Annotated in this window: 16 protein-coding genes and 1 pseudogene; 13 read left to right on the forward strand and 4 right to left on the reverse strand. The window is 58.8% G+C overall.

Going from position 1 to position 20,839, the window contains the following annotated elements; genetic code table 11:
- The first annotated feature begins 385 nt into the window (after window positions 1-385).
- From P0D70_RS33105 to P0D70_RS33145, 9 genes are all read left to right on the forward strand, one after another.
- Window positions 386-592 (forward strand): hypothetical protein, encoded by a 207-nt coding sequence (locus P0D70_RS33105; RefSeq protein ID WP_408187602.1) that lies wholly within the window; start codon window positions 386-388, stop codon window positions 590-592.
- 1,030 nt (window positions 593-1,622) lie between these two features.
- Window positions 1,623-2,678, forward strand: a complete 1,056-nt coding sequence (locus P0D70_RS33110) for a tyrosine-type recombinase/integrase (RefSeq protein WP_408187603.1) — start codon at window positions 1,623-1,625, stop codon at window positions 2,676-2,678.
- A gap of 567 nt (window positions 2,679-3,245) precedes the next feature.
- Complete coding sequence (locus tag P0D70_RS33115) at window positions 3,246-3,581, forward strand: PepSY domain-containing protein (RefSeq protein WP_408187604.1); 336 nt, start codon at window positions 3,246-3,248, stop codon at window positions 3,579-3,581.
- A 55-nt stretch (window positions 3,582-3,636) separates the two neighbouring features.
- Entirely contained in the window at window positions 3,637-4,233 is a 597-nt protein-coding gene (locus P0D70_RS33120) for an undecaprenyl-diphosphatase (RefSeq protein ID WP_408187605.1), read from the forward strand.
- Between the two features lie 69 nt (window positions 4,234-4,302).
- A complete protein-coding gene (locus P0D70_RS33125) occupies window positions 4,303-5,097 on the forward strand; it encodes a COG4705 family protein (protein WP_408187606.1) in 795 nt (264 codons plus the stop codon).
- Between the two features lie 15 nt (window positions 5,098-5,112).
- Window positions 5,113-5,565: a hypothetical protein gene (locus P0D70_RS33130; protein WP_408187607.1), complete on the forward strand. Its 453-nt coding sequence runs from the start codon at window positions 5,113-5,115 to the stop codon at window positions 5,563-5,565.
- Window positions 5,566-5,582: 17 nt separating this feature from the next.
- Window positions 5,583-6,341, forward strand: a complete 759-nt coding sequence (locus tag P0D70_RS33135) for a COG4705 family protein (RefSeq protein WP_408187608.1) — start codon at window positions 5,583-5,585, stop codon at window positions 6,339-6,341.
- A 22-nt stretch (window positions 6,342-6,363) separates the two neighbouring features.
- A complete protein-coding gene (locus P0D70_RS33140) occupies window positions 6,364-7,029 on the forward strand; it encodes a response regulator transcription factor (RefSeq protein WP_408187609.1) in 666 nt (221 codons plus the stop codon).
- Complete coding sequence (locus tag P0D70_RS33145) at window positions 7,005-8,384, forward strand: ATP-binding protein (protein ID WP_408187610.1); 1,380 nt, start codon at window positions 7,005-7,007, stop codon at window positions 8,382-8,384. The genes P0D70_RS33140 and P0D70_RS33145 overlap by 25 nt, the downstream gene beginning before the upstream one ends.
- Before the next feature lie 511 nt (window positions 8,385-8,895).
- Here the strand turns inward: P0D70_RS33145 and tnpC are convergent.
- Window positions 8,896-10,481, reverse strand: a pseudogene (tnpC, locus tag P0D70_RS33150) (IS66 family transposase).
- Between the two features lie 269 nt (window positions 10,482-10,750).
- Window positions 10,751-12,511: an ArnT family glycosyltransferase gene (locus P0D70_RS33155; RefSeq protein WP_408187611.1), complete on the reverse strand. Its 1,761-nt coding sequence runs from the start codon at window positions 12,509-12,511 to the stop codon at window positions 10,751-10,753.
- Window positions 12,512-12,956: 445 nt separating this feature from the next.
- On the opposite strand from P0D70_RS33155, the gene P0D70_RS33160 reads away from it, so the two are divergent.
- The 4 genes from P0D70_RS33160 (at window position 12,957) to P0D70_RS33175 (ending at window position 17,851) form a co-directional block, all read left to right on the forward strand.
- On the forward strand, window positions 12,957-13,565 hold the full coding sequence (locus P0D70_RS33160; RefSeq protein ID WP_408187612.1) for a LysR family transcriptional regulator: 609 nt from the start codon (window positions 12,957-12,959) through the stop codon (window positions 13,563-13,565).
- The gene (locus P0D70_RS33165) at window positions 13,471-13,854 is read left to right on the forward strand and encodes a LysR substrate-binding domain-containing protein (RefSeq protein WP_408187613.1); all 384 of its coding nucleotides are present in this window, start codon (window positions 13,471-13,473) and stop codon (window positions 13,852-13,854) included. The genes P0D70_RS33160 and P0D70_RS33165 overlap by 95 nt, the downstream gene beginning before the upstream one ends.
- A 614-nt stretch (window positions 13,855-14,468) precedes the next feature.
- Window positions 14,469-15,638: a porin gene (locus tag P0D70_RS33170; protein ID WP_408187614.1), complete on the forward strand. Its 1,170-nt coding sequence runs from the start codon at window positions 14,469-14,471 to the stop codon at window positions 15,636-15,638.
- A gap of 1,769 nt (window positions 15,639-17,407) precedes the next feature.
- Window positions 17,408-17,851: a plastocyanin/azurin family copper-binding protein gene (locus P0D70_RS33175; protein ID WP_408187615.1), complete on the forward strand. Its 444-nt coding sequence runs from the start codon at window positions 17,408-17,410 to the stop codon at window positions 17,849-17,851.
- A gap of 368 nt (window positions 17,852-18,219) precedes the next feature.
- Here the strand turns inward: P0D70_RS33175 and P0D70_RS33180 are convergent, their stop codons facing one another.
- Both P0D70_RS33180 and P0D70_RS33185 read right to left on the reverse strand, forming a co-directional pair.
- Window positions 18,220-18,438 (reverse strand): hypothetical protein, encoded by a 219-nt coding sequence (locus P0D70_RS33180; RefSeq protein WP_408187616.1) that lies wholly within the window; start codon window positions 18,436-18,438, stop codon window positions 18,220-18,222.
- A 209-nt stretch (window positions 18,439-18,647) separates the two neighbouring features.
- Window positions 18,648-19,418: a DUF3047 domain-containing protein gene (locus tag P0D70_RS33185; protein WP_408187617.1), complete on the reverse strand. Its 771-nt coding sequence runs from the start codon at window positions 19,416-19,418 to the stop codon at window positions 18,648-18,650.
- Window positions 19,419-20,839 lie beyond the last annotated feature (1,421 nt).

Consider the following 20,839-nt stretch of genomic DNA (forward strand, 5'->3'; position numbering starts at 1 on the left):
AAGCAACCGCCACTATCACTGCGAACTGCCTGATTGGCGAGCGCGCACCCAGCCCACATCCGACCAGGTCCGCGCCCGTGGTCTCGTCCTTCTGGCGATCCTGTCGCGACAGGGTCGACCGACGACATGAGACGTGATGTTTTGCGTCACCTGACGACATTGAAGCGCGACACACTTGCGCACCCGGCACCCTCCACGTCGCCCGGAGAATATTTCCCATATATTGATCTTTGACCTGCCTCGATATTAAGATGGGCACCGAGGCGCGCGACATGCATCCATCGTTGAATTGGGTACCTGCCGCCATGCCCGAGCGATCCGCGCCCGCAAGGTGAGAGCGGCGGATCGGGTTGCAGCGAAACACAGGTATAGCCAGGAGACGGAGATGCTCAGTCCACATGAATTTGCCACCCTCGTGCTGCTTAGGGATGCGCCGGACCCGCTGAGCCTGGATCGTGCGGATCTGGAAGCGCTCCTTGAACGTCAACTTGTCACACTGGAGCAACTCGCCTCCGGTCAACAACTCCCTCTCGTCACCGACCACGGCCAGGTTTTTCTCAAAGCTGCTGCTCGCATGCTTCGCGACAGATGACACCGATCGGGTGATCCAGTTCTTCAGTCAAGGAGTCTTCCGTGAGTGACTCGTGGGCGGGAATTACCGTGGGATTTTTCGGACTGGTTGTCGCCGCGCTGCTGGTGGCTAGTCATTACCGTCGCGAATTGACACGCCGGAGGACGCTCAGGCAGATGGACCCTCGCCAGTGTTGGGACGTGATGCGTCACCGTCGATGAAAAGCATGTTCTCAAAGACGCAGATGATTGAGGCTTAGGGTGCTCGGCTATGTCGCGCGGGAACTCCGTTTCAGAGGGAGATGACTGCGTGCACAATCTGAGTTTTGCCGAAAAAATCCGCGAGCGCGCCTGTCAGCTTTGGCAACACGACGGCAGCCTCGAAGGATCTAATGACGAATTATAGCGACTCGCCCGAACGCTCATCGAGAGGCAATTAGGGCTTCCGGTCCTCCGGTTCCTCCAAATTTGGACGCCTTGGCTCCTGGCTAAGGACTCCGCTTGCCCATCGGCATGGCGTTCAGACATTCACCGGAATTGATGTAGGCTCCTGCCTCAGTACGGGTCAATGGCACGCAGCGCGACCGGCGAACCGCGGGCCAGTCTCATTTCCCACAATGCACCTCCTTCGACGCCGACGAGAGGCATGGCCACCCTGACTCACCTCGTCCGATAATAACGATAATAACGATAAGAACAGGAAATGGCTTGATCGCTGATTTCATCTGCGTCATCCAACGAAAGCTCGTTGCATCTTCGCTCCTCGTCGCCAGGTCCGGCGCCGTCATCGCCATAGTCGCGGTCGGTCTCTGCGGGATGGTTCTTACGAGAGCCGGCAGGACGCTCTGAACCATACCCGCGAAACTTGCGCGGCATTGCGCTTATAGCCGAGCGCGACATCGAACGCACTTTCAAACTCGGCGGATTCAACAGGTGGACGCAACACACTAAAGACTGCGCAAGCAGTGGGAGTGTTGCGTCCACCGGTTGAATCCGCCCTCCATGATCTGTCGTTGCAGGCTGTGGTGGACGGACTCAAGGATCCCGAGGACATGGATCTCGCTCCGACTGCGCCGAGAGGTGCTGTTCGATCGCGCGGCCAACGCAAAATATCTCGGTTCAATGCTCGTTCTCGATGCAACGAGGATCTGCTGCTCTACCGAGCGTTCCTCGTCGACCCGCAGCCCGCAAACCGCTGGGCGTCCGCCCCCGGCGGCAGGCACCCACGTGGTGACTCGCGCTGGCGGCCGTTCAACGGCCCGCTGTCGCCGGCCAGTCAGCGACAGGCGCTGATCATCTTGAACGGCATGTTCACCTGGCTCGTAGATGCGGGTTATCGGCGCGGCAACCCGATGGCGTTGCTGCGTCAGCGCGGAAAACATGTGGCACCGCGGGTCACCCGCTACCCGTCGATCTCGCTGTGTGATGAGGTCAAGGGCTTCGTGGCGCAACTGCCGCAGGCCACTGCGGTAGAGAGGGCCTACTACGCCCGTTGCCGATGGCTCACCACTGTCTTCTACCTGCAGCGCATGCGCCTCTCGGAGGTCGCCGCCGGAAAGATGCTCGACTTCTCGCGCCGGCTCGGCGCCGACGGACGCGAGCAGTGGTGGCTCCGCATTGTCGGCAAGGGCGAGCAGGAGCGGATCGTCCCCGCGTCGCCCGAACTGGTCGCCGAGCTGGCCCGCTACCGGAAGGCGAGCGGTCTCCCGCCGCTTCCGGGCCGCACCGACGACACGCCGCTGCTCATCCCGTTCAGGGGAAAGCGCCGCTGCATGTCGCGCTCAGCCGTGCACGACGCGATCAATAGCATGTTCGGCAGCGCCGCCGCGTGGATACGCGCCCGCGGACCTGAGTTCATGGATCGCGCCGATGAGCTGGACCGCGCTTCGACACACTGGCTGCGACGTACATCGGGCTCGCACCAGGCCGACGGCGGGGCCGACCTGCGCACGGTGTGCGACAATCTCGGTCATGTGTCGCTGAACACTACCAGCCGCTACCTGCATGCGGAAGAGGACAAACGCCATCGCGAAACGGTGAAAGGTCACCGGGTGAACTGGGAGGCGCAGCTTGCCGCTGAACCCGGAGCTGCGAAGAGCGACCGATGAACCCAGACCCGAACGGCGCCCCGGCGATCGCGTTGACCCACAGGCCGGCTGCCGCATAACGCCCCACGGCCGCGGCCTCTCCCGACCAGAATCAGGGATCCATGGGAATGGGCGAACTGGCGTTTCCGTCCAGAAACGCCCTGAGCTTCTGCTCCGCCGTTAGGACTTCATGCAGCGGCGCGCTGGCCAGTTGCGAATCGTAAAGCGCGAGAAGTGCCTCGAAATCGTCGATTACTTCGTCTGGCAGTCGCCACTCGCCATATTCGTGAGCATGGGCGGGGGTCGCCTCAACGGCATTCTCGGGAACTCCTTGAGCTGATCGGCCGGACAGTTGCCGTATCCGGCCCGTCGCAGAAACCAGCCCAGATACACTACTGACATGAGTCGGTTCACGTGGTGTCACTGCCGACAAGCCCGGAGCCGGATCGGGGTCGCCTCAGAAAACGGAAAAACACGCTAAGCTCTTGCCCGCCACTCTCAGCGGGCGACGGCCTGGCTCAGTACGAGCTAAGTCTGCCTGGGTAGCTTCTCCACCGTGCAAATCCCTGCACTCTCTGGAGAAGCATCATGTACCGCTATACCAAACTATCCCTGCTGGCCATCGCCATCGCTGCGACGGGTGCCGCGGCCTACGCCGCCAATGGCGGCATGGAAAACGACGCCCTGGCGATCACCAAGGCCAAGATTCCGCTCAGCCAGGCCGTGACCATTGCCGAGCAGCACGCCAATGGCAAGGCGTCGCGCGCCGAGTACGAGAATACGAAACAAGGCTGGGGTTATGACGTGGAGGTCGTCAGCGGGGTCAAGGTCTTCGATGTCCGGGTCGATGCCGAGAAGGGCACAGTCATCTCGTCTGCCGAAGACAAGGCGGATCACGATGACGAGCACGACAAACAAGACTGACACCTCGTCGGCATGGCCGGATTGCGCGCTGCGGGGCATCCGGCCCGGAGACCTCATGGAATCACTCAACCAAACCTTCTTCCTCTGGCTCAACGCTCCGGAGCACCCCAGTGCCCTGGCGCTAATTCTGGCCATCTTCTTTGCCGAGCGGCTCGTCTGGGCGATTCCGCTCCTGATCGGTGTCGGGTGGCTGCGCGGCAGCGAGGCCAGCCGCAACACGATGCTCGTGGTGGGCGCATCGGGGTTGCTGGGCCTGATGGTCAACCAACTCATCGGATTGGCCTGGTTGCATCCCCGGCCTTTCATGATCGGCCTCGGCCACACCTTCATTCCGCACGTTGCCGATTCCTCATTTCCAAGCGATCACCTGACGCTGTGGTGGGCGGTCGCCTTCAGTTTCATCCTGCAGCGAGGCCGCCGAATCGCAGGCATCGGGCTGGCCTTGTTAGGCGTCCCCATCGCCTGGGCGCGCATCTATTTGGGGGTTCATTTCCCATTCGACATGTTCGGGGCCGCCTCGGTTTCTGCACTCAGCGCCTGGCTGAGCCTGCGCGGAGCGCGTTGGTACCTGGAGCCGGTCTACCGTCTTGCCACCGCCATCCATCGCCGATTTCTCGGCAGGCTGATCGCGCTGGGATGGGTTCGCGAGTGAACCTATGGCAGGGCTAAGTCAGCCCGATCAGACTGCTAGCAAACCATTTCACCTTGACGGGAGAACACCATGTACAAGTTACCCGCCCCCAGGGCAAGCGACATGCTCAACAAAGTCCCGGAAGTCGCGCTGTCATTCTGGATCATCAAGATCATGTCCACCACGGTGGGCGAGACCGGGGCTGATTTCCTGGCCGTGAACGCGGGCTGGGGCCAGGGTATGACACGCACCGTCATGGCCGCCTTGCTGGCGGCAGCCCTATTTATGCAACTGCGCACTCGACGCTACACCCCTTGGATTTACTGGCTGACAGTGGTTCTGGTCAGCGTAGTCGGCACCCAGATCACCGACTTCCTGACCGATGGCCTGGGCGTCAGTCTGTACGCAAGCTCCTCGGCGTTCGCCATGGCGCTCGCCGCGATCTTCTTCGTCTGGTATCGGGTCGAGCGAACCTTGTCCATCCATGACATCGTGACGCGTAGTCGGGAACTCTTCTATTGGGCCGCCATCCTCTGCACGTTCGCGCTGGGCACCGCTGCCGGCGATCTGGCGACCGAAGCGTTGGGCGTGGGCTTCGCTTGGGGCGCAGTCGCGTTCGGCGCGCTGATCGGCATCACTTACGCCACCTGGCGCATGGGCGGCAATGCAGTCCTGACCTTCTGGATCGGCTACATCCTGACTCGTCCGTTCGGCGCAGCAGTTGGCGACCTGCTGACGCAGGCCAAGACCTACGGTGGCCTTGGCATGGGGGCTACGTGGACCAGTGCATTGTTCCTTTCGGTGATCGTCATGCTTGTGGCAACTGCACAGATCGGGATGAACGGAAGCCGCCCTGCCCAGGCCGCCGAGCACCCCCCTTTCTAATCTCAAGGAGAATTCATGATCATGCAGCACGTAGTCGCTCGTCCTTTGGCCGCCGTGTCGGCCGCCGTGCTCCTGGCCCTGGCGGCCGGTTGTTCCAAGCCAGCCGATCAGAGCAACGCGAGCACAACATCGACCACCTTGACCCAGACTGCCTCGGCACCGCAGGGCAAAACCGGCTCCAAACTGGGCGACCTATCGGCCTTCCGCAGCATCGCCGCTGACGTATCCGCCATCGTTGACAAGGGTGATCTACCAGCAGCCAGGACCCACATCAAGGATCTGGAGGTCTCGTGGGACTCGGCGGAGGCCGGTTTGAAACCGCGAGCAGCCGGCGACTGGCATGCGCTCGACAAGGCCATCGACAAGGCGTTGGCCGCCCTGCGTGCCGATTCGCCGAACCAGGCTGATTGCAAGGCCGCCATGGCCAGCTTGCTAAAAGCCTTCGACACGCTGCAAGGCAACGCTTGATTAGCGAGTGTTCCCCCATGAAAACATCTACTGAACTCGCCTTGGCCAAAGTCCCCGAAGTCACGGTGGGGTTCTGGCTCATCAAGATTGCCGCCACCACGCTCGGCGAAACCGGCGGCGATGCCGTTTCGATGTCGATGAACCTAGGTTACCTGCTTGGCACCGGCATCTTCGCGGCGATCTTCCTGGCTGCCGTGGTCGCACAGGTCGAGGCCAAAGGCTTCCATCCCGTCCTTTACTGGGCCACCATCATCGCCACCACCACGGTCGGCACGACGGGGGCCGATTTTGCGGATCGTTCGCTCGGTATCGGGTACGCTGGCGGTTCGAGCTTGCTACTGGCCTTGCTGCTTGGGTCGCTCTTCGTCTGGTATCGCACCCTCGGCTCCGTGTCTGTGAGTACCATCAGTTCGCCAATGGCCGAATCCTTCTACTGGCTAACGATCATGTTCTCCCAGACCTTGGGGACAGCGCTGGGCGACTGGACAGCCGACACAGCCGGCCTGGGTTACACCGGCGCGGCGGTCGTATACGGCGGGCTGTTAGCCTTGGTCGCGGCAACCTACTACTGGACTGGTGTGTCCCGAACGCTGTTGTTCTGGGCTGCGTTTATCCTGACTCGCCCCCTGGGTGCCGTGGTTGGCGATTTTCTGGACAAGCCACTGAGCGCCGGTGGTCTGGCGCTGAGCCGTTATTCGGCATCGGCCGCGTTGCTGACCTTCATGCTTACCGCGATCCTGCTTTTCAGGCAACGGGCGGCCACAACGGCACATTGAACAACGATTGAACGGAGGGGAAATGCGGGTATTGCTGGTCGAGGACGATCCCATGATCGGTGACGCGATCCAAGGAGCTTTGAAGGATGCGTCCTACGCTGCCGACTGGGTGAAAGACGGGCAATCCGCCCTCACGACACTGGGTTGCCAACACTATGACTTGGTGCTGCTCGACCTGGGCCTGCCCGGCAAGGATGGGCTGGAGGTACTGGCCAGCATTCGCGCCAAAGACAACCCGATCCCCATGCTCATCATCACGGCGCGCGATAGCCTGGATGATCGTCTGCGCGGCCTGGATGGCGGTGCCGACGATTACGTGTCCAAGCCCTTTCAGATGGCGGAGCTGCTGGCCCGGATGCGCGCCGTACTGCGGCGCAAGGGCGGCGCGGCAGCGCCCGTACTCAGCAACGGTGCGGTGTCACTCGACCCGGCCACGAAAGAGGCCACCGTCAATGGCGGTTCCGCGGTTCAACTGTCCAACCGTGAGTTCTCACTGCTGCAATCCTTGTTGGTTCGACCTGGGGCCATTCTCTCGCGCAGCGAGCTGGAGGATCGTCTCTACGGCTGGGGGGAAGAGGTCGAAAGCAATGCCGTCGAGTATCTGATCCACGCGTTACGACGCAAGCTCGGCAACGAAGTCATCAAGAACGTCAGGGGGGTCGGATGGATGGTCTCAAAAGGCGCTTGAACGAATCGGTTCAGATCAAGCTGTCCTTCACTCTGTCGCTGGCCATCCTTGTGGTGGCCGTCGTGGCCGGCGTCTTCTCGTTCCTGGCTGCCTTCTATGAGGCCCACGAGCTACAGGATGACGTTCTACGCCAAGTGGCGCAACTCGTGGATCGGCAGCGCCTGTCCCGCGCCCCTCCGACCACAAATACCCGTCTCAAGGATGTCGATGAAGAATCGCGCGTGATCGTCCAGCGTTTGGGCGAAGCAAGCTCCTCTTCGGAAGGTGTGGATGCAGGAGGAACGCTCCCTCTCCCAGCAGCCCTGACCGATGGACTGCATACGCTCGAAGTCGAAGGTGAGACATTCCGCGTGCTTGTCAAGACAACTGCTGCCGGCGAACACATTGCCGTGGCTCAGGAATCCGGATTCCGTAATGAAATAGCCCGCGATGGGGCTCTGCGCACGGTGATGCCCTTCCTGATTCTCGTACCGGTGCTGCTGTTAATCGTCGCAAACCTGGTGCGCAAAATGTTCCGGCCGATTGCGGCTCTTTCCAACGAAATCGACCTGCGCGCTGAGCAGGAGTTGCACCCCGTCGAAGACCGCCACCTTCCGGTCGAGGTGCGCCCGTTCGCAGTCGCGATCAATCGCCTGCTCAACCGTGTCGGGCAGTCTATGGAGTCTCAACGACGCTTTGTGGCAGATGCCGCACACGAGCTACGTTCGCCTCTGACCGCAATGTCTCTGCAGACGGAACGGCTAGCAGAAGCGGAAATGTCCGGCCTGGCGCGCGAACGTCTGATGGTGTTGCGCCAAGGGATCGAACGCGGTCGGAGCCTGCTCGATCAACTTCTGACCTTGGCCAGGGCGCAGTCGGCCACCGACCTGCCGCAAGTACCGATATCCGTCCAAAGCATCTATCGCCGCGTGCTGGAAGACCTCGTGCCGCTGGCCGAGGCCAAGCACATCGACATCGGGGTCGAAGGCACACAAGATGCCGAAGTGTGGGCAAGCGAGCTGGACATGATTGCCGTGGTCAGGAACCTGGTTGATAACGCGATTCGCTACACGCCAGAGAGAGGGCGTGTCGATCTTTCGTTGGGGGTGTCGGACGGGAAGGCCGAGCTGCGTATTCAGGACACCGGACCAGGCATTCCGTTGGCCGAGCGGGGCCGGGTCTTCGATCCCTTCTACCGCACGCTGGGCAGCGAGCAGATCGGTTCTGGCCTGGGGCTGTCCATCGTCCAGACGATCGTCAATCGCATCGGCGCGGAGATCCGCCTCAGTTTCGCAAATGAAGCAAAGCAGACCGGCTTGAGCGTCACGGTCCTCCTTCCCGTCATCGCCTCTGGCGACTTGGAGGTGTCCAGTTAGAGATACCCTCAAGCTATCTATGACCCCCGTTTTGCAACACTGCTTCTGGATCTGTCGTTAGCTCGCGCAAATCTATTCCCCGCCGCATTGGGGCTAGCTCCTAGCGCCACGAGGAGATTTTCGCCTGACGGTCCTAAGCGCGGATACAGTCTCCAAGACTCGTTTCTTGATCAGGTTTGCCGCCAGCCCAGGGGGCCGCTCGCGTCATCAATTTTTTTGAGTCGTTGCAAACCAGTTCGGTAATCTGAAAAAGTGAAAGTAAAGCCGCTCGCTCAAGCCGGAGAGTCGGTCGAACCGGCATCAATCACGGTGTTGCGGGCCGAAATTGCCCGCGCCGTTCCGACCGCGGGCGGACGAATACTCGCGCTGCTCAGGTCCGCTGGGTCCGTATATGAAGGCAACGGGAACAAGATAAGCGCTAATTTGAGCGCACACGCACGCGCATCAATGTCGCCTAGCGCTGCAAATTTGCTGGCGCGGAACCGCGTCGTTTGCGTATGATTTTCTTTGCTCAGGCGGCGTTGGTGGAAGCCTGAGACTGCATGAACCAAAACGGCAGTAGGTCGCTTATGTCGGCGTCTTGCGCCCGTTGAGGCAGTTGGGTCAGGACGTGAAGCAGGTACGTGTATGGCTCGATGTTGCACGCGCGGCATGTAAGCACAAGGCTGTAGATGACGGCGCTGGCTTTCGCTCCAGCGACCGTGTCGCTAAAGAGCCAAACTTTTCTCCTGGTGGCAAACGGACGGATGTCGCGTTCCACGATGTTATTGCCAACCGGGGCTTGCCCGTCGCCGACGTAACGGCTGAGATACTCCCACTGGTTAAGCGTGCAGTTGATGGCATTGCCCAGCGGGCTTTCGGGCGGCACTTGCGGTGCTTGCTCGTCAAGCCAAGGCTTTGAATGCCTCAAGGAGCGCAACGCTGTGCTGCTGTCGTAGTCGTAAGGTATAACTGGCACGCGTTTCCCCGCTCGGAGGTTTCTCTCGCGCGAGTGCTTCGACGCGGTAGAATCGCTGTAAGAATTCGAGTGCTTGCTGCGCGCGTTTGCCTAATTTCTTCTGCGTCTTCAGGGCGTCTACGAATCCGCGTCTCGCATGAGCAAGGCAGCCGAAGTGGGTCACACCTTTGACCGTTCGCCATGCGCTATACCCGTCGGACATCACCATGCCTTTGTAGTCCGCGAGAAACGCCTGGGGGATATTGCTTGCCGCGTCCGGGTTGATAGTTAAACAACACTACAGGCTCTTTGCTATCCTGCCCGCCGCGGTACAGCCACATGTAAGACTGGCTCTGTGCGGCCTTGCCCGGTTCCTTCAGCACCTGAACGGTCGTTTCGTCGCCATGAATCAGTGGCTGCGACAGCAACGTCTTGCGTAACTCCTGGTACAGGCGGTCAAGATGCAATTGCGTTGGCTTGATGACCGGTGCCCCAGCGTGCCTCGGCCCACCGGTATGTTCGCGCGCCCGAGCGCCTCTTCCATCCGATATAGCGGCGTGCCGTCGAGGTATTTACCCGTGATCACCGTGGCTATCATGGCCGCGCTCGCCCGACTTCCCGGCAATGGTTGGGACGGCATCGGCGCGGTCAGGATCGGCGTACGCTCAGCGACACGCTCGCAATGACGGCAAGCATATTTGAAACGAACATGCTGCAGGACTGAAGCCTTCACCTCAATATGCAGTTGTTCGCTAATTTCCTCGCCCATACGATGCATTGCGTTGCTGCAGCAGGGGCAGATCTTCTGCTCCTCGGGCAAGTCGTACTCAATACGCTGACGGGGAAGATCTGCAGGCAGAGGCTTGCGTCCTCGTTTGCGGCGAGCAGGCTCGGGCGCCTCCGGCAGACCGGTGTCTGGTAAGTCGAGTTGGTCTATGTCCTTGTCGAGCCCCTCAATTGCGACCTGCTCGGCTTCGTTGAACACTCGATCCTGAAGCTTCTCGCTTCTCGCTGCTCGGCGCGAAGCGCTTGTGTTGCGCGAGCCGGAACTGTTCCTCAAGATGGCGAACGCGTTCGCCCAACTGGCGGTTGCTGGCCTCTAGCTCGCGAACGTAAGCCTGCGCGGCAGGAGGCAATTGGGAGAATTCGCGTTCATCCATGGTACCCACAGTAGCGAAATGCTACGCTTGATGGGTTTACGGAAATCTGTAACAGCTATCGGGAACGTCGCCTGGAGAGGGCGCGCCGCATCAACTCGTATGATGGTAATGCGGGGCCGGATGACGTCGTACCGCGTCGATGTCGATGCCGTCCAGGAGCCAATGCAGCTGCTCGGTCGTCAACTGCCCGACGCTTGTAGCTTCCCAACGGTTGCTCACCGACCCCGATAGGACGGCATGACTGACAGCAGAGCAGAGCTCAGCGCAACTCACGACCGAGAATTATCGGGCGGCCTTCCTGTACCGGTTTCAGCAATACGCCGGTAAAGGATGAACTCCTGCTGGCTGTCCCCGGGCCGTGCACCGGTCCAGAAAGGCTGCCAAAAAAGGGAAGAAGGCCTGCGCGCAGCTGGTGTCTGCACGATCATAACCTTGCAATCCTCAGCCCCCCGAGACCCAAGGGGACGTGCTTGACGGTGGGCATACCACGCAAACATGGGGGCCTCAGATTCGCCGAAGCCTTCGGAAGCGACGCAACCATTCGCTGCCAGGTTGGGCGCAAGTGCGACTGCCGCCTGATTGAACACCTCCCGATAGCTTTTCGCAGCATCGATCCAAGGCAGCACCAACGTTGACATGAGGCCCCACGTTAGCGTCATTGCGGCAGTCCAACTCAACGCGCCAGACCATCGGCCACTACGCGAAATGACGGGTTGCGCTAGAAGCCAGCCCATTGTCAGCGCAACAGCGGCGGCCAGCGCCACCGGCTGCTTCGCTGGCAACTGATAGGACAGCGGAAGCCAGCGCGCAAGCGGTGACAACCAGTGATGCTCGGCGACAGGCCCGCGTACGATCCACCATCCTGCCCATCCCACAAATAGACCTGTGACGGCCACGACCGACGAGATCGCTACCCATCCTCTCTGGACAAGAGGCGAAAGCTGGAATAGGTAACTAACTGCTAGCGGCGCAAGCGCTGGCAGCAACGGCAAAAGGTAGAGCTCTCGCATTGTCGCAGACAGGCCAAGGATAGCGAGGCCTACGGCGACAACTAGCGCTGGCACGACCAGCCGGGGCTCACGCCACACGGTGGCCCTGCACATAGCCAGGAGAGCGAGCGGTCCGATTGGAAACGCAAAGAACAACAGTGCCTTGACCGGGGTAAGAAGCGTATTGTCAGACCCAAGTTCCCGAACCGAAAAACCGAGGAAACGTCCGATATTGTTATCCCAGAACCAGGCGACGAAGAGCGCGCTTGAACGATGCGCAAGCAAGGATGGCCAGATCGCCATTAGCGGCAGCGCGACAGTCACTGCCGCTCCGAGCAGCAGGGCATATCGGCGCGAACGGGACGACGGCACGAAAGCGGGTACGAGAAGCGAGGCGACGCCGAACACGCCTGGCATCAGCAGCCCCTTCGTCATAAAGGTAGCTGAAATGCTGATACCAAACAGAAGCGAGTCGGGCCATCGTGGCTTACCACCCCGCGAGGTATCTTCAATGATACGGATCAGCGCATAGAGCGCGCTCGCACTTGCAGCCGTCAACCCGATATCCGTGAACAGGTCGTGCGAATGCTTCACAAGCCCTATTGTCCCTGCCAGTAACAGAACCGTACCGACCACGTCCCGCGTAAGCCAGCCAGGGTTACCGGCAATAAGACGAGCCGTTGCTGCGACAGCAGCGAACGTGATCAGCATGGCCAGAAGCGTTGCGAGCCTGGCGCCGTCAGGTGCAGGCAACCATCTGGAACTGACGCGCATGAAAACGGTAGCGAACCAGTAGAAAAGCGGTGGCTTTTCCATGAAAGGTACGCCCGCGTTAGTCGGGACAATCCAGTCACCGGACGACGCCATATACTGGATGATGCCGAACGTATAGGTTTCGTCCTGTTTCCAAGGCTCCCGTCCGACTATACCGGGAACAAGATATAGGCACAGCCACGCAATCGCTAGACTCGCGCGCCTGAAGGCTTGCACATGTCTCCTCAATAGAGACCCCGTATTGGTTTCGTTGGAGAATGTGGGCATACGGATATCCATCACAGCCTTCGTTAGCATCAGGGTCCGCGCTGTACGCAGGTCAGCCGACTTCAACCCGAGAGCATGCCAGACTTCTCCTTAATCAAACCTTAAGGCGGTGCACGCCGCGTTTCCGGGAATTCTCGCCGAGCCGGACTCATCCAGCCACATCCTGCGTTCCCCGCGAGCCTGCTGAGGTCCATCTACAGCAGTGGCAGGCAACACGCACGACCAGGTCATCCCCAAAACCTTGACTGAAGAGGTCCATCCTTGAAAAGTGCCTGCGGCACAGTTAAGCACGCGTTAAGCTGATTTCCTGATAATAATTGCCCAACAAGCGTCGCGCCATCAGCGCGTCGCTCGAAAGGTGAACCTTCGCGTCTCCCATGGTCGCTCCAATTGATTCACCAGATCAGGCAGCCTTGCTAACAGTTTGAGTTCGACGGATGCAGCAATGGATCATCTGACATCAATGCGCACGTTCCTGAAGGTGGCGGAATGCCTCAATTTTGCAGCGGCTGCAAGACATCTCGATGTTTCGAACGCTGTGGTCACCCGACAGGTGGCCAATCTAGAATCTCATCTGAATGCAAAGCTGCTGAATAGGACGACGCGCAGCGTCTCGCTCACCGCTGCAGGTAAGGCTTATCTTCGAGGGTGCGTCGAATGGCTTAATGAACTTGAGTCAATGGAAAGGAGCATCCTGTCTGCCTCGGTCGAGTCCACCGGCGCCCTAAAAATTGCGTGTGCAGCGTCGTTCGCCGAAGGCGAGCTCGCTGACGTGCTGACCGAATTTAGCCTGGCAACACCCCAGGTCCAGTTCGATCACAGCGTCTTTGAATCGCTGCAACGCGTTTCTCTCGCCGATTTCGACGTCTGCTTCAGCGTCGAACTCCGACTGCACGACTCCGCGATGGTATGTCGCACTCTTGCGGTAACGAGGGAGATCATTCGCCTCGCCGCGCTACATGGAGCGATTTGGCCTTCCCAAGCGTCCCGGGGAGCTGACACAGCACAGCATCCGTGTCGCAGGCGAGATACCGACTCGGTACTGGGAATTTGACGATACTCACGGCGTTAACCGTACCTCGTTCAAGCCCGTTCTCCGGGCCGGAAGCATTCTGGTCGTCAAGCGAGCAGCGCTTGCCGGACTCGGAATCGCGCGGCTGCCAGAGTCTCTCGTGTGCACTGAACTGGATAATGGAACTCTTATTCCGGTGCTAGGCCGATTTCCGCTGGAAGGAAACGAACGGACCATATGGATGCTTTACCCAGCGAATCGCCATATGTCTACAATCTTGAAAACCTTTACCGATTTGTTATATCACGTTCGCGTCGTTACTGAGGCCTGAACATATTCGCCTGCCATCTGCTGCAAAAACGGCGGCGCTCGCAGCTTTCAAATGTCTGGAAACTGTAACCACGATGGACGCCCCGGGTGAGGGTACGCGCTTTTATGCGTAACCGTGTCAGAGACAGCCGAAGAACAGCCCGGCAGAAAGCCGAGGAAGATACCTACCATAAAAGCTGCGATAACATGGCTCACACTGAACATCCAGCTGCTTGATACCACAACTTTATTTTCAATACCTTAAGTCATCCTTAACTAACAATCAACAAGGTGACCGCCCGCTCGCTCGAAATTTCTCGTTCCGTTGAGTCGCGGGCATCCAGATCCAATGTAGCGTCCCGCATCGTCGCGCCCAGTGGATATCTCCAGTCCTGCGCGGCACCGCCAGTCCCTGAGTAACTCGCACCCGTTTGAACATTTCTGCGGTGCGCTGTCGTGACGATTTAGCAACGCCCTAGCAAACAGTTTGGCGCGAACATGGACGCCACAGTATCGGCGTGTAAGGATCACATCCGCTGTATTGATGACAATTCCGTTCCTCTTATTAGCGCCGAAGCTAACACAAGCTATCTGAAAAAAAGTTGTCTACTCGAACAACAATTCTGGAGATCTTTTATGAAACAAAATCTTGCCGCGCTGGCTGCGTTAGCCACATTTGCCGTGCCGGTATTCGCACAGAGCAGCGTCACGCTTTATGGCGTCGTTGACGAGGGTTTCAACTACACCAACAACGTTGGTGGGAAGCACGACTATGAACTGCAAAGCGGCTATGCTCAGGGAAGCCGCTGGGGACTCAAGGGCGCCGAAGATCTCGGCAGAGGAACGAAGGCGATTTTCCAGCTTGAAAACGGCTTTAACCTGAATAATGGCCGACTGGGCCAGGGCGGCCTGTTATTCGGTCGCCAAGCATATGTAGGCGTCTCGGATGTGGCGTTCGGTACAGTCACGCTGGGTCGTCAGTATGACTCCGTCGTCGACTACCTTGCGCAGACTACAGCCAATGGCAATTGGGCCGGCTATCTGTTTTCGCATCCATTCGACAACGACAACACGGATAACTCTTTCCGGGTGAACAACACGGTGAAGTATGCGAGCCCGGATTTCGCGGGGCTGCAGTTTGGCGGCACGTACAGCTTCAGCAACGCGGCGGGATTCGCTAACAATCGACAGTTCAGCCTCGGCGCGCAATACGTCAACGGCGGTCTGCTGGTGGCGGCGGCTTACCTCAACGCTGACAACCCAGGGCAGTCGTCCGGCGGCGCCATCACGTCGACCGATGCGAATTTCGTGGCGGAACGTCTGCGAATTTTTGGCGGCGGTATCAACTACACATTTGGCTCTGCCACCTTGGGTTTCGTCTATACGAACACTAACGTCAAGAACCCGTCCGCGAACTCCGGGTATCTGTCCGGTACTGAAACGATACAGCCCATCACGGGTCCGCTGGCGGGCGGGAAGCTCAACACGCTCAAGTATCAGAACTTCGAAATTAACGGCAAGTATCAGATCACACCGGCATTCTTCGTCGGCGCGCAATATGTGTATACGCTTGAAAACTACGACGCGACGACCGGTGGCGTCAAGCCGAAAATTCACAGCGTCGGTCTGATGGCAGACTACAACGTCTCGAAACGCACGGACCTATACATTCAGGGCGCGTATCAGAAAGTCGCTGGCGACAAGACAGGATCTTCTCTCGACCAGGCTTATGTGCCTGGCGCTGCCGACTTGTCGTCAAATTCGAAGCAACTTGTTGTGCGTGCCGCAATTCGTCATAAATTCTGAGGCGTGGCAAGAAGGCGACGCGCATGCGTCGCCCGACCGATGTCGCGCAGATGAAGGCAGCGCCCCGCACTTGAGCGTGCGGGTCGGCTCCAGACGGTCTGCCATTCACATTCAGTGACATATTCACGTTTGGCGGCGGCGCCGTATCGCATTCTCCGGCAAGATCAAAGCTCCTCGCAGCGACTCAATTTCTGCAACTTCCCGTATCGCATGGGAGTGGTTGTAATCCGCAAGCCGCCAGTGCACAGCGTTTTGCGTCGTGTGCCGTTCTGGGAGCCACACGGTGGCATCAGAATTGATTACCTGACTATGCCTGGGGCGGATTGGCATTTTCGGCAAACCGGATAAAGCGGAGTGCAGCGATTTACGGAAGTCTACCCGAGCGCGGCATTCACGAAACGTGACTAAAAACGCGGACGGCAGGGACAAAACAACTAGCGAGCCGAAGCTTGTCCCTGGTCCTCGGTCGGCAAATATACGGCGTTCGAACAGTTTCAGTTCAGCGTGCGTTAAGGAGTTTGCCTCGAGAATGGGTTTTAACGCGGATTGCCGCTTCTTCGGAGAAGCCGTCATGCCAAGATTTTTGGGAATCGTGATTGCCGGTGCACTAGCCGGGTCTGTCTTTGGGTACGCTTTTGGCGAATCCGGTAGCTCGTACGTGACGACTGTCCTGTTGCACGACGGAAAGCAAGTGGTTTGCGCCGTGAATGACGTCCGGCCAATACAAGCGGGTGATCGTAGCCAGACCCTGACCACGGCAGAGCTTAATGAAGCGCAGATTGATGCGACCGCGAGATTGCGCCGTCATCCTGGCAATAAAAACCTGTACCCGTCCGCGTCGACGGCGCCGTATGTTGACTGCGCTCAGACAATCACAGGGTCTTCCGGCGCGGCTGCCGATTAGAAGGGGCCGGACTGTGACATCGCAAGGCGTGCGTGACCTCCTGAACGCTGGGTTCGCTTGAACGTTTGACAAGTAAAAGCCGATGCGGTGCCTGGAACGTGGTCGCGAGCGACTCTCGCGATTGCGGCGAGTTCTTGGCCCGCGGCAATGGCTCGCGCCACGGACGAGCCGACTGGCGTATGTAACCATGCTGCCGAGCCTTGTGTAGTTCGCGGGCAATACCTCATGAAGTCCGTCCCGCACACACCGGTGTCTTTGTTAGCCGTGCGGGCGTCACCCATAGGGGGGCCGAAGGAAATCCCCACTTGACGGCTCAGTCGCACAAACGTGTCCCGGTCTTTAACACGGCCAGGATGACGCTCCCCGCGCATAGTCCGACGCAAGGCGATGGTCCGGATATTTCGCACGGCACAGCTTGGATGGCGGCGGCGAAAGCTCAATCAGTGCCCACAATTCTTCATCAGCGATCGGCTTGGTTCCTGTTGTTCATATGGCTGGGTTAACAGGTCGCCGAAAAGGCTACCTGCTCACGGGAAATCGTTGAAAGCAGTCTCTTGACGTAGCCTTCGAATCTGAGAAGCCGTCTCCCGGCAAGTCTAAGGCTGTGCTTCATCGTGACTTAAGGTCTGAACGGCAAACTATCGAGGTAGGCAGTTGGTTGTAGTCCAGGCGAGGATCACGTGCTGAGGCGAAAGGAAAGGATTCATTCATCTAACCGGATAGCCAGCGACCGTGTTCGCCGAAGATTGCGTCTCGCGATGAGTGGCTGCAGGACATACAGGCTCCCTAGCTAATCACGGTGCTGCGGCTGGCATATGCAGGGCGATCAAACGGATTCAATCACATTACAACTTGGGAGTCTGACATGCGTCGTCACTTTAAACTCCGTAACTTTGCCGCTCTTGTATTAGGGTTCGCGGTCTCAATGGTGTTCGCGAAAGAGCCGCCGTCCGTAACAGTCAAACTGTCGGATGCGAACAATGGCAAGATGTCGATTAGCCTCTCTCCATCAACTGTAGGCGCGGGGCCGATCGAGTTCACGATAAAGAATGACTCATCGGTCATGCGGCATGAGTTCATGATCGTTCCGTGGACAGGCCCTGCGAATGCATTGCCATACGATTCAAAAACCCAGCAAGTTGAGGAAGATAGGCTGCAGGCGATGCAGGGTGTCGAAGACCTGTCGCCAGGCCAGACCGTGATAGTCAGATTGACCCTCAGCCAGGGGCGTTACGTTGCATTCTGCAATGAGCCGGGTCACTATCGGGATTTAATGAGCAGCTTATTTACGGTCAATAGAACGAGATGACGCGCAGGCCAATATACGTGCAATTGTGCTGGCGACATCGTTCGATTATTTCCGCAGCCACTCGCAGTAGAATGAAAAGGGCAAGCAACTTCGCCGGCTCGAACTCGTCTATAGCACGCGAATGCTAGCGAGCAATTGCGCATCGTTACGTGTGTACATATTGGGTTCTCGCACCAGCCACGTGTAATAGCCGTTCGTCGAGGCGCCGAGCAACCGTGCCATCATCGCACCCGGCCAGCGGCCCGGTTCGCTCTCGTGAATCGCAAGCGACCACGAAGGCGAAGCGGGTCATCGGAGATCTGCGGGCATCTTCGATGGCATGAATCCGTACCGCCCTTCGGTTGAATGGATCCTGTCTCTCTCGCGAGCTAGGGCTGCCGCGTGCGTATCTCGCGCTTAATCTTCAGTTGCCGGACTTCACGATGTAACAGTGTGAGTTCCTGCCGTTCGGCTGTGGTCAGAGCGCCATGCCGCACGCGTGTGTTGCAATCGGCCTGCGCCACCCTGTTGTAGATGGTCTGCTCAGTCGGTTCGAGCTCCTTTTCCAGTTCCTCCGGCCTGCGTCCCGCTTCCACCAGCTCAACCATCCGGGCTCGAAATTCCGCCGGGTACGGGGTAAGATGCCGGCCCTTTATCGGCATCTCCATCTCCAAAGGATGGGTGACCGTTTTTCTCGATCAACTTCAGTCCCTGGCGGGAAAGAAGGTTTTCTCGTCTCGGCTTGAAATCAAACAACTTGCGGACAGCCTACAGCTGTCGCACCGACAGATTCATTCAGCTGGACGGCTTTGCATGATCAAGGCCCAGGCAAAAACTCGATATCTCCGTACCAGGCCCGAGTCGAAGTACCGGTGTTGTCGGTATCGGTCAGCAGCCCGTAGCCGGTGATGCGTCCTGGCGATTCGTGGAAGACCTTTTCGTAGTCTTGCACGATATTGCGGCGCAGGCTCTGCCACTGGCCTGCATCGCCGGACTGACCAGAGACCACAATCATCTGTACGCGGTCCGTGTGAGGGTTGACAATGACGGTGCCTGGCGAGGCGGTGGGCGACCAGATATACATCAGCGTGGCATAGGGCAGTTCTTCGCCGCCGAGACGCTTTGCAAGGTCCATTTTGGCCCGGTCGAAAAACGATAGTTTGCTTTTGTCGCCGTCAAACAAGAACACCAGTCGTGCTGGCGCGTCTTCCTTCGATCCGACACGGTTGTCGGCGCCGGCGATCGGCGTTTCTGCTTTCCAGCGCCATGTCACGACGGGTGTTCGGTCAAGGTCGATATTGCCCTCGTGCATCAGCGCAGAAGCAGACCGGTTCGCGACAGCCCGCAGGACGGTAGTGTGGCCGTCGTCAACGAGCGTGTATTGCGTCATGGCCTTGCCGTGCGCAACCGGCAGGTTCTTCCAGCCTGTAGGCAGTGATGTGGCGGGCTCGATTGTGGAAAAAGCGATGCCTGGCCTGTCGTTCTGGGCGCAGACGACCGGGGGTAACAGAAGCGGCACCATGGACACGATAATCCATATCCGCAGGGTTTGCCGCTTCCGCGCACGACGGATGGTTGGAAGATGCATTAGCGGTCACACTCGTCTTTTTGGCTGATATCAGTGTAGATGGCAAAGCTGACGGCATCCCAACGGCGATTTCAAGCCACCTGTAGGGTTCTGACGATCATAGGTGCCGAGATCGAGCAACGACGTCCCCCCGCCCCATCCAGCGATTCCCAAATAACATTCTGCCGTAGCGCTTCGATTATGCCAGCCTGGCTGGTCAAAACAATGTGCAGAACTGGAGTCTCGGGAATATAGGTGCTCCCGCCCGAACTGCGAGTGCCGCACGAAAGTCGCTTTTTTGTTCGAAAGCGCATCTATAGGCATCGACAGTGCTGCTTCCGAGCGACGAAGCCAATATAACGGCCGCAAATCCAGTTTGCGTCGGGACCAACCGTGATTAGGCCCAGAGCGCGTCAGTGGCCCTCGCTGTCTATATCAGAATGCCGACCTGCCGATGGACGTGCACCCGTCGGCAGAACGGACTGGCCCGCTATCAATCCTGCGTCCTCGGACAGCAGGAATTCGATGGCGACCGCGAGTTGTTCAGGCGTGCCACGGCGATTCATGGTATGTGAGACGGGAAATTCGAAACAGCGCAAAGCCCTCATGACCGTCATTGTCGGGCGAGCATCCTTTGCGCGACATCGAGCGAATCAGCTTCGGGTCGCGGATGCGTGAGACCCAACCCGGCGCATTGGCCGTACTCTTTGCGTTTCATTTCGCACCAAGCTTTCGCGGGATCACGAATGTACGATCCTTAAGAAACGCTTAAAGATATCGAGAAACTCAAAAAATATAGTTCTCAAGCGATTCAAATCGAGGCCGTTAGAAAGAACGCAGTACACACGTTTTTCTATCGGGAGATTTAGATGGCGATTCAGGCAGTCGGTCAAGGCACCGTACAAACAACACCTTCGTCCACCGCGTCGACTGCGAGTTCAGCATCGACAAAGCCAGCAACTAACACGACCGGTTCGTCTAGGACAGGGTCGAGCACTAGCACGTCGCCGTCGTCGTACACTGTCAGCATCAGCAGCGCCGCGCGTGCATTGATGGCCGAAGCAAGCGAGACGTCGGTTCAAACCGCGCAGGAAGCAGGAAAGGGCGATCAGCAGGCGCAACGCCTTCTCGCCAAGGAGGCTGCTGCCAGGGCGGGCTAAGAGGTCCGAGTAGACTGGGCTTGAAGGAATTGTCCGCCGCGCCGGATAGGCGGCGGCTCAGCAGATTTTGAATGCGCGCCCGCACGACAGGCGGAGCATGCTGAGCGCGCCGACTGTTGCGCACCTCTGGCCCTCGCCCCACCGTGTCATGCTCGAACAAGGCACTCTCAGTACACCGCCCTGCCAGCCAATGCGACGAGGTCGAGCCTCAGAAATGCCACCGGCGTAGTAAACGCACATCTGAGAGACGATCAGGCAGCCGACGATCGCAGCGCCGAGAGG

It is taken from the genome of Paraburkholderia sp. RL17-381-BIF-C (assembly GCF_046026435.1).
GTDB lineage: Bacteria > Pseudomonadota > Gammaproteobacteria > Burkholderiales > Burkholderiaceae > Paraburkholderia.

Excerpts from the sequence above, each read along its gene's own strand:
- P0D70_RS33160 (WP_408187612.1), top strand. The coding sequence starts at position 12,957 with ATGGATCATCTGACATCAATGCGCACGTTCCTGAAGGTGGCGGAATGC.
- P0D70_RS33170 (WP_408187614.1), top strand. The coding sequence starts at position 14,469 with ATGAAACAAAATCTTGCCGCGCTGGCTGCGTTAGCCACATTTGCCGTG.
- P0D70_RS33140 (WP_408187609.1), top strand. The coding sequence starts at position 6,364 with ATGCGGGTATTGCTGGTCGAGGACGATCCCATGATCGGTGACGCGATC.
- P0D70_RS33145 (WP_408187610.1), top strand. The coding sequence starts at position 7,005 with ATGGATGGTCTCAAAAGGCGCTTGAACGAATCGGTTCAGATCAAGCTG.
- P0D70_RS33125 (WP_408187606.1), top strand. The coding sequence starts at position 4,303 with ATGTACAAGTTACCCGCCCCCAGGGCAAGCGACATGCTCAACAAAGTC.
- P0D70_RS33175 (WP_408187615.1), top strand. The coding sequence starts at position 17,408 with ATGCGTCGTCACTTTAAACTCCGTAACTTTGCCGCTCTTGTATTAGGG.
- P0D70_RS33165 (WP_408187613.1), top strand. The coding sequence starts at position 13,471 with ATGGAGCGATTTGGCCTTCCCAAGCGTCCCGGGGAGCTGACACAGCAC.
- P0D70_RS33130 (WP_408187607.1), top strand. The coding sequence starts at position 5,113 with ATGATCATGCAGCACGTAGTCGCTCGTCCTTTGGCCGCCGTGTCGGCC.
- P0D70_RS33120 (WP_408187605.1), top strand. The coding sequence starts at position 3,637 with ATGGAATCACTCAACCAAACCTTCTTCCTCTGGCTCAACGCTCCGGAG.
- P0D70_RS33105 (WP_408187602.1), top strand. The coding sequence starts at position 386 with ATGCTCAGTCCACATGAATTTGCCACCCTCGTGCTGCTTAGGGATGCG.
- P0D70_RS33110 (WP_408187603.1), top strand. The coding sequence starts at position 1,623 with ATGGATCTCGCTCCGACTGCGCCGAGAGGTGCTGTTCGATCGCGCGGC.
- P0D70_RS33180 (WP_408187616.1), bottom strand. The coding sequence starts at position 18,438 with ATGGTTGAGCTGGTGGAAGCGGGACGCAGGCCGGAGGAACTGGAAAAG.
- P0D70_RS33155 (WP_408187611.1), bottom strand. The coding sequence starts at position 12,511 with ATGCCCACATTCTCCAACGAAACCAATACGGGGTCTCTATTGAGGAGA.
- P0D70_RS33135 (WP_408187608.1), top strand. The coding sequence starts at position 5,583 with ATGAAAACATCTACTGAACTCGCCTTGGCCAAAGTCCCCGAAGTCACG.
- P0D70_RS33115 (WP_408187604.1), top strand. The coding sequence starts at position 3,246 with ATGTACCGCTATACCAAACTATCCCTGCTGGCCATCGCCATCGCTGCG.
- P0D70_RS33185 (WP_408187617.1), bottom strand. The coding sequence starts at position 19,418 with ATGCATCTTCCAACCATCCGTCGTGCGCGGAAGCGGCAAACCCTGCGG.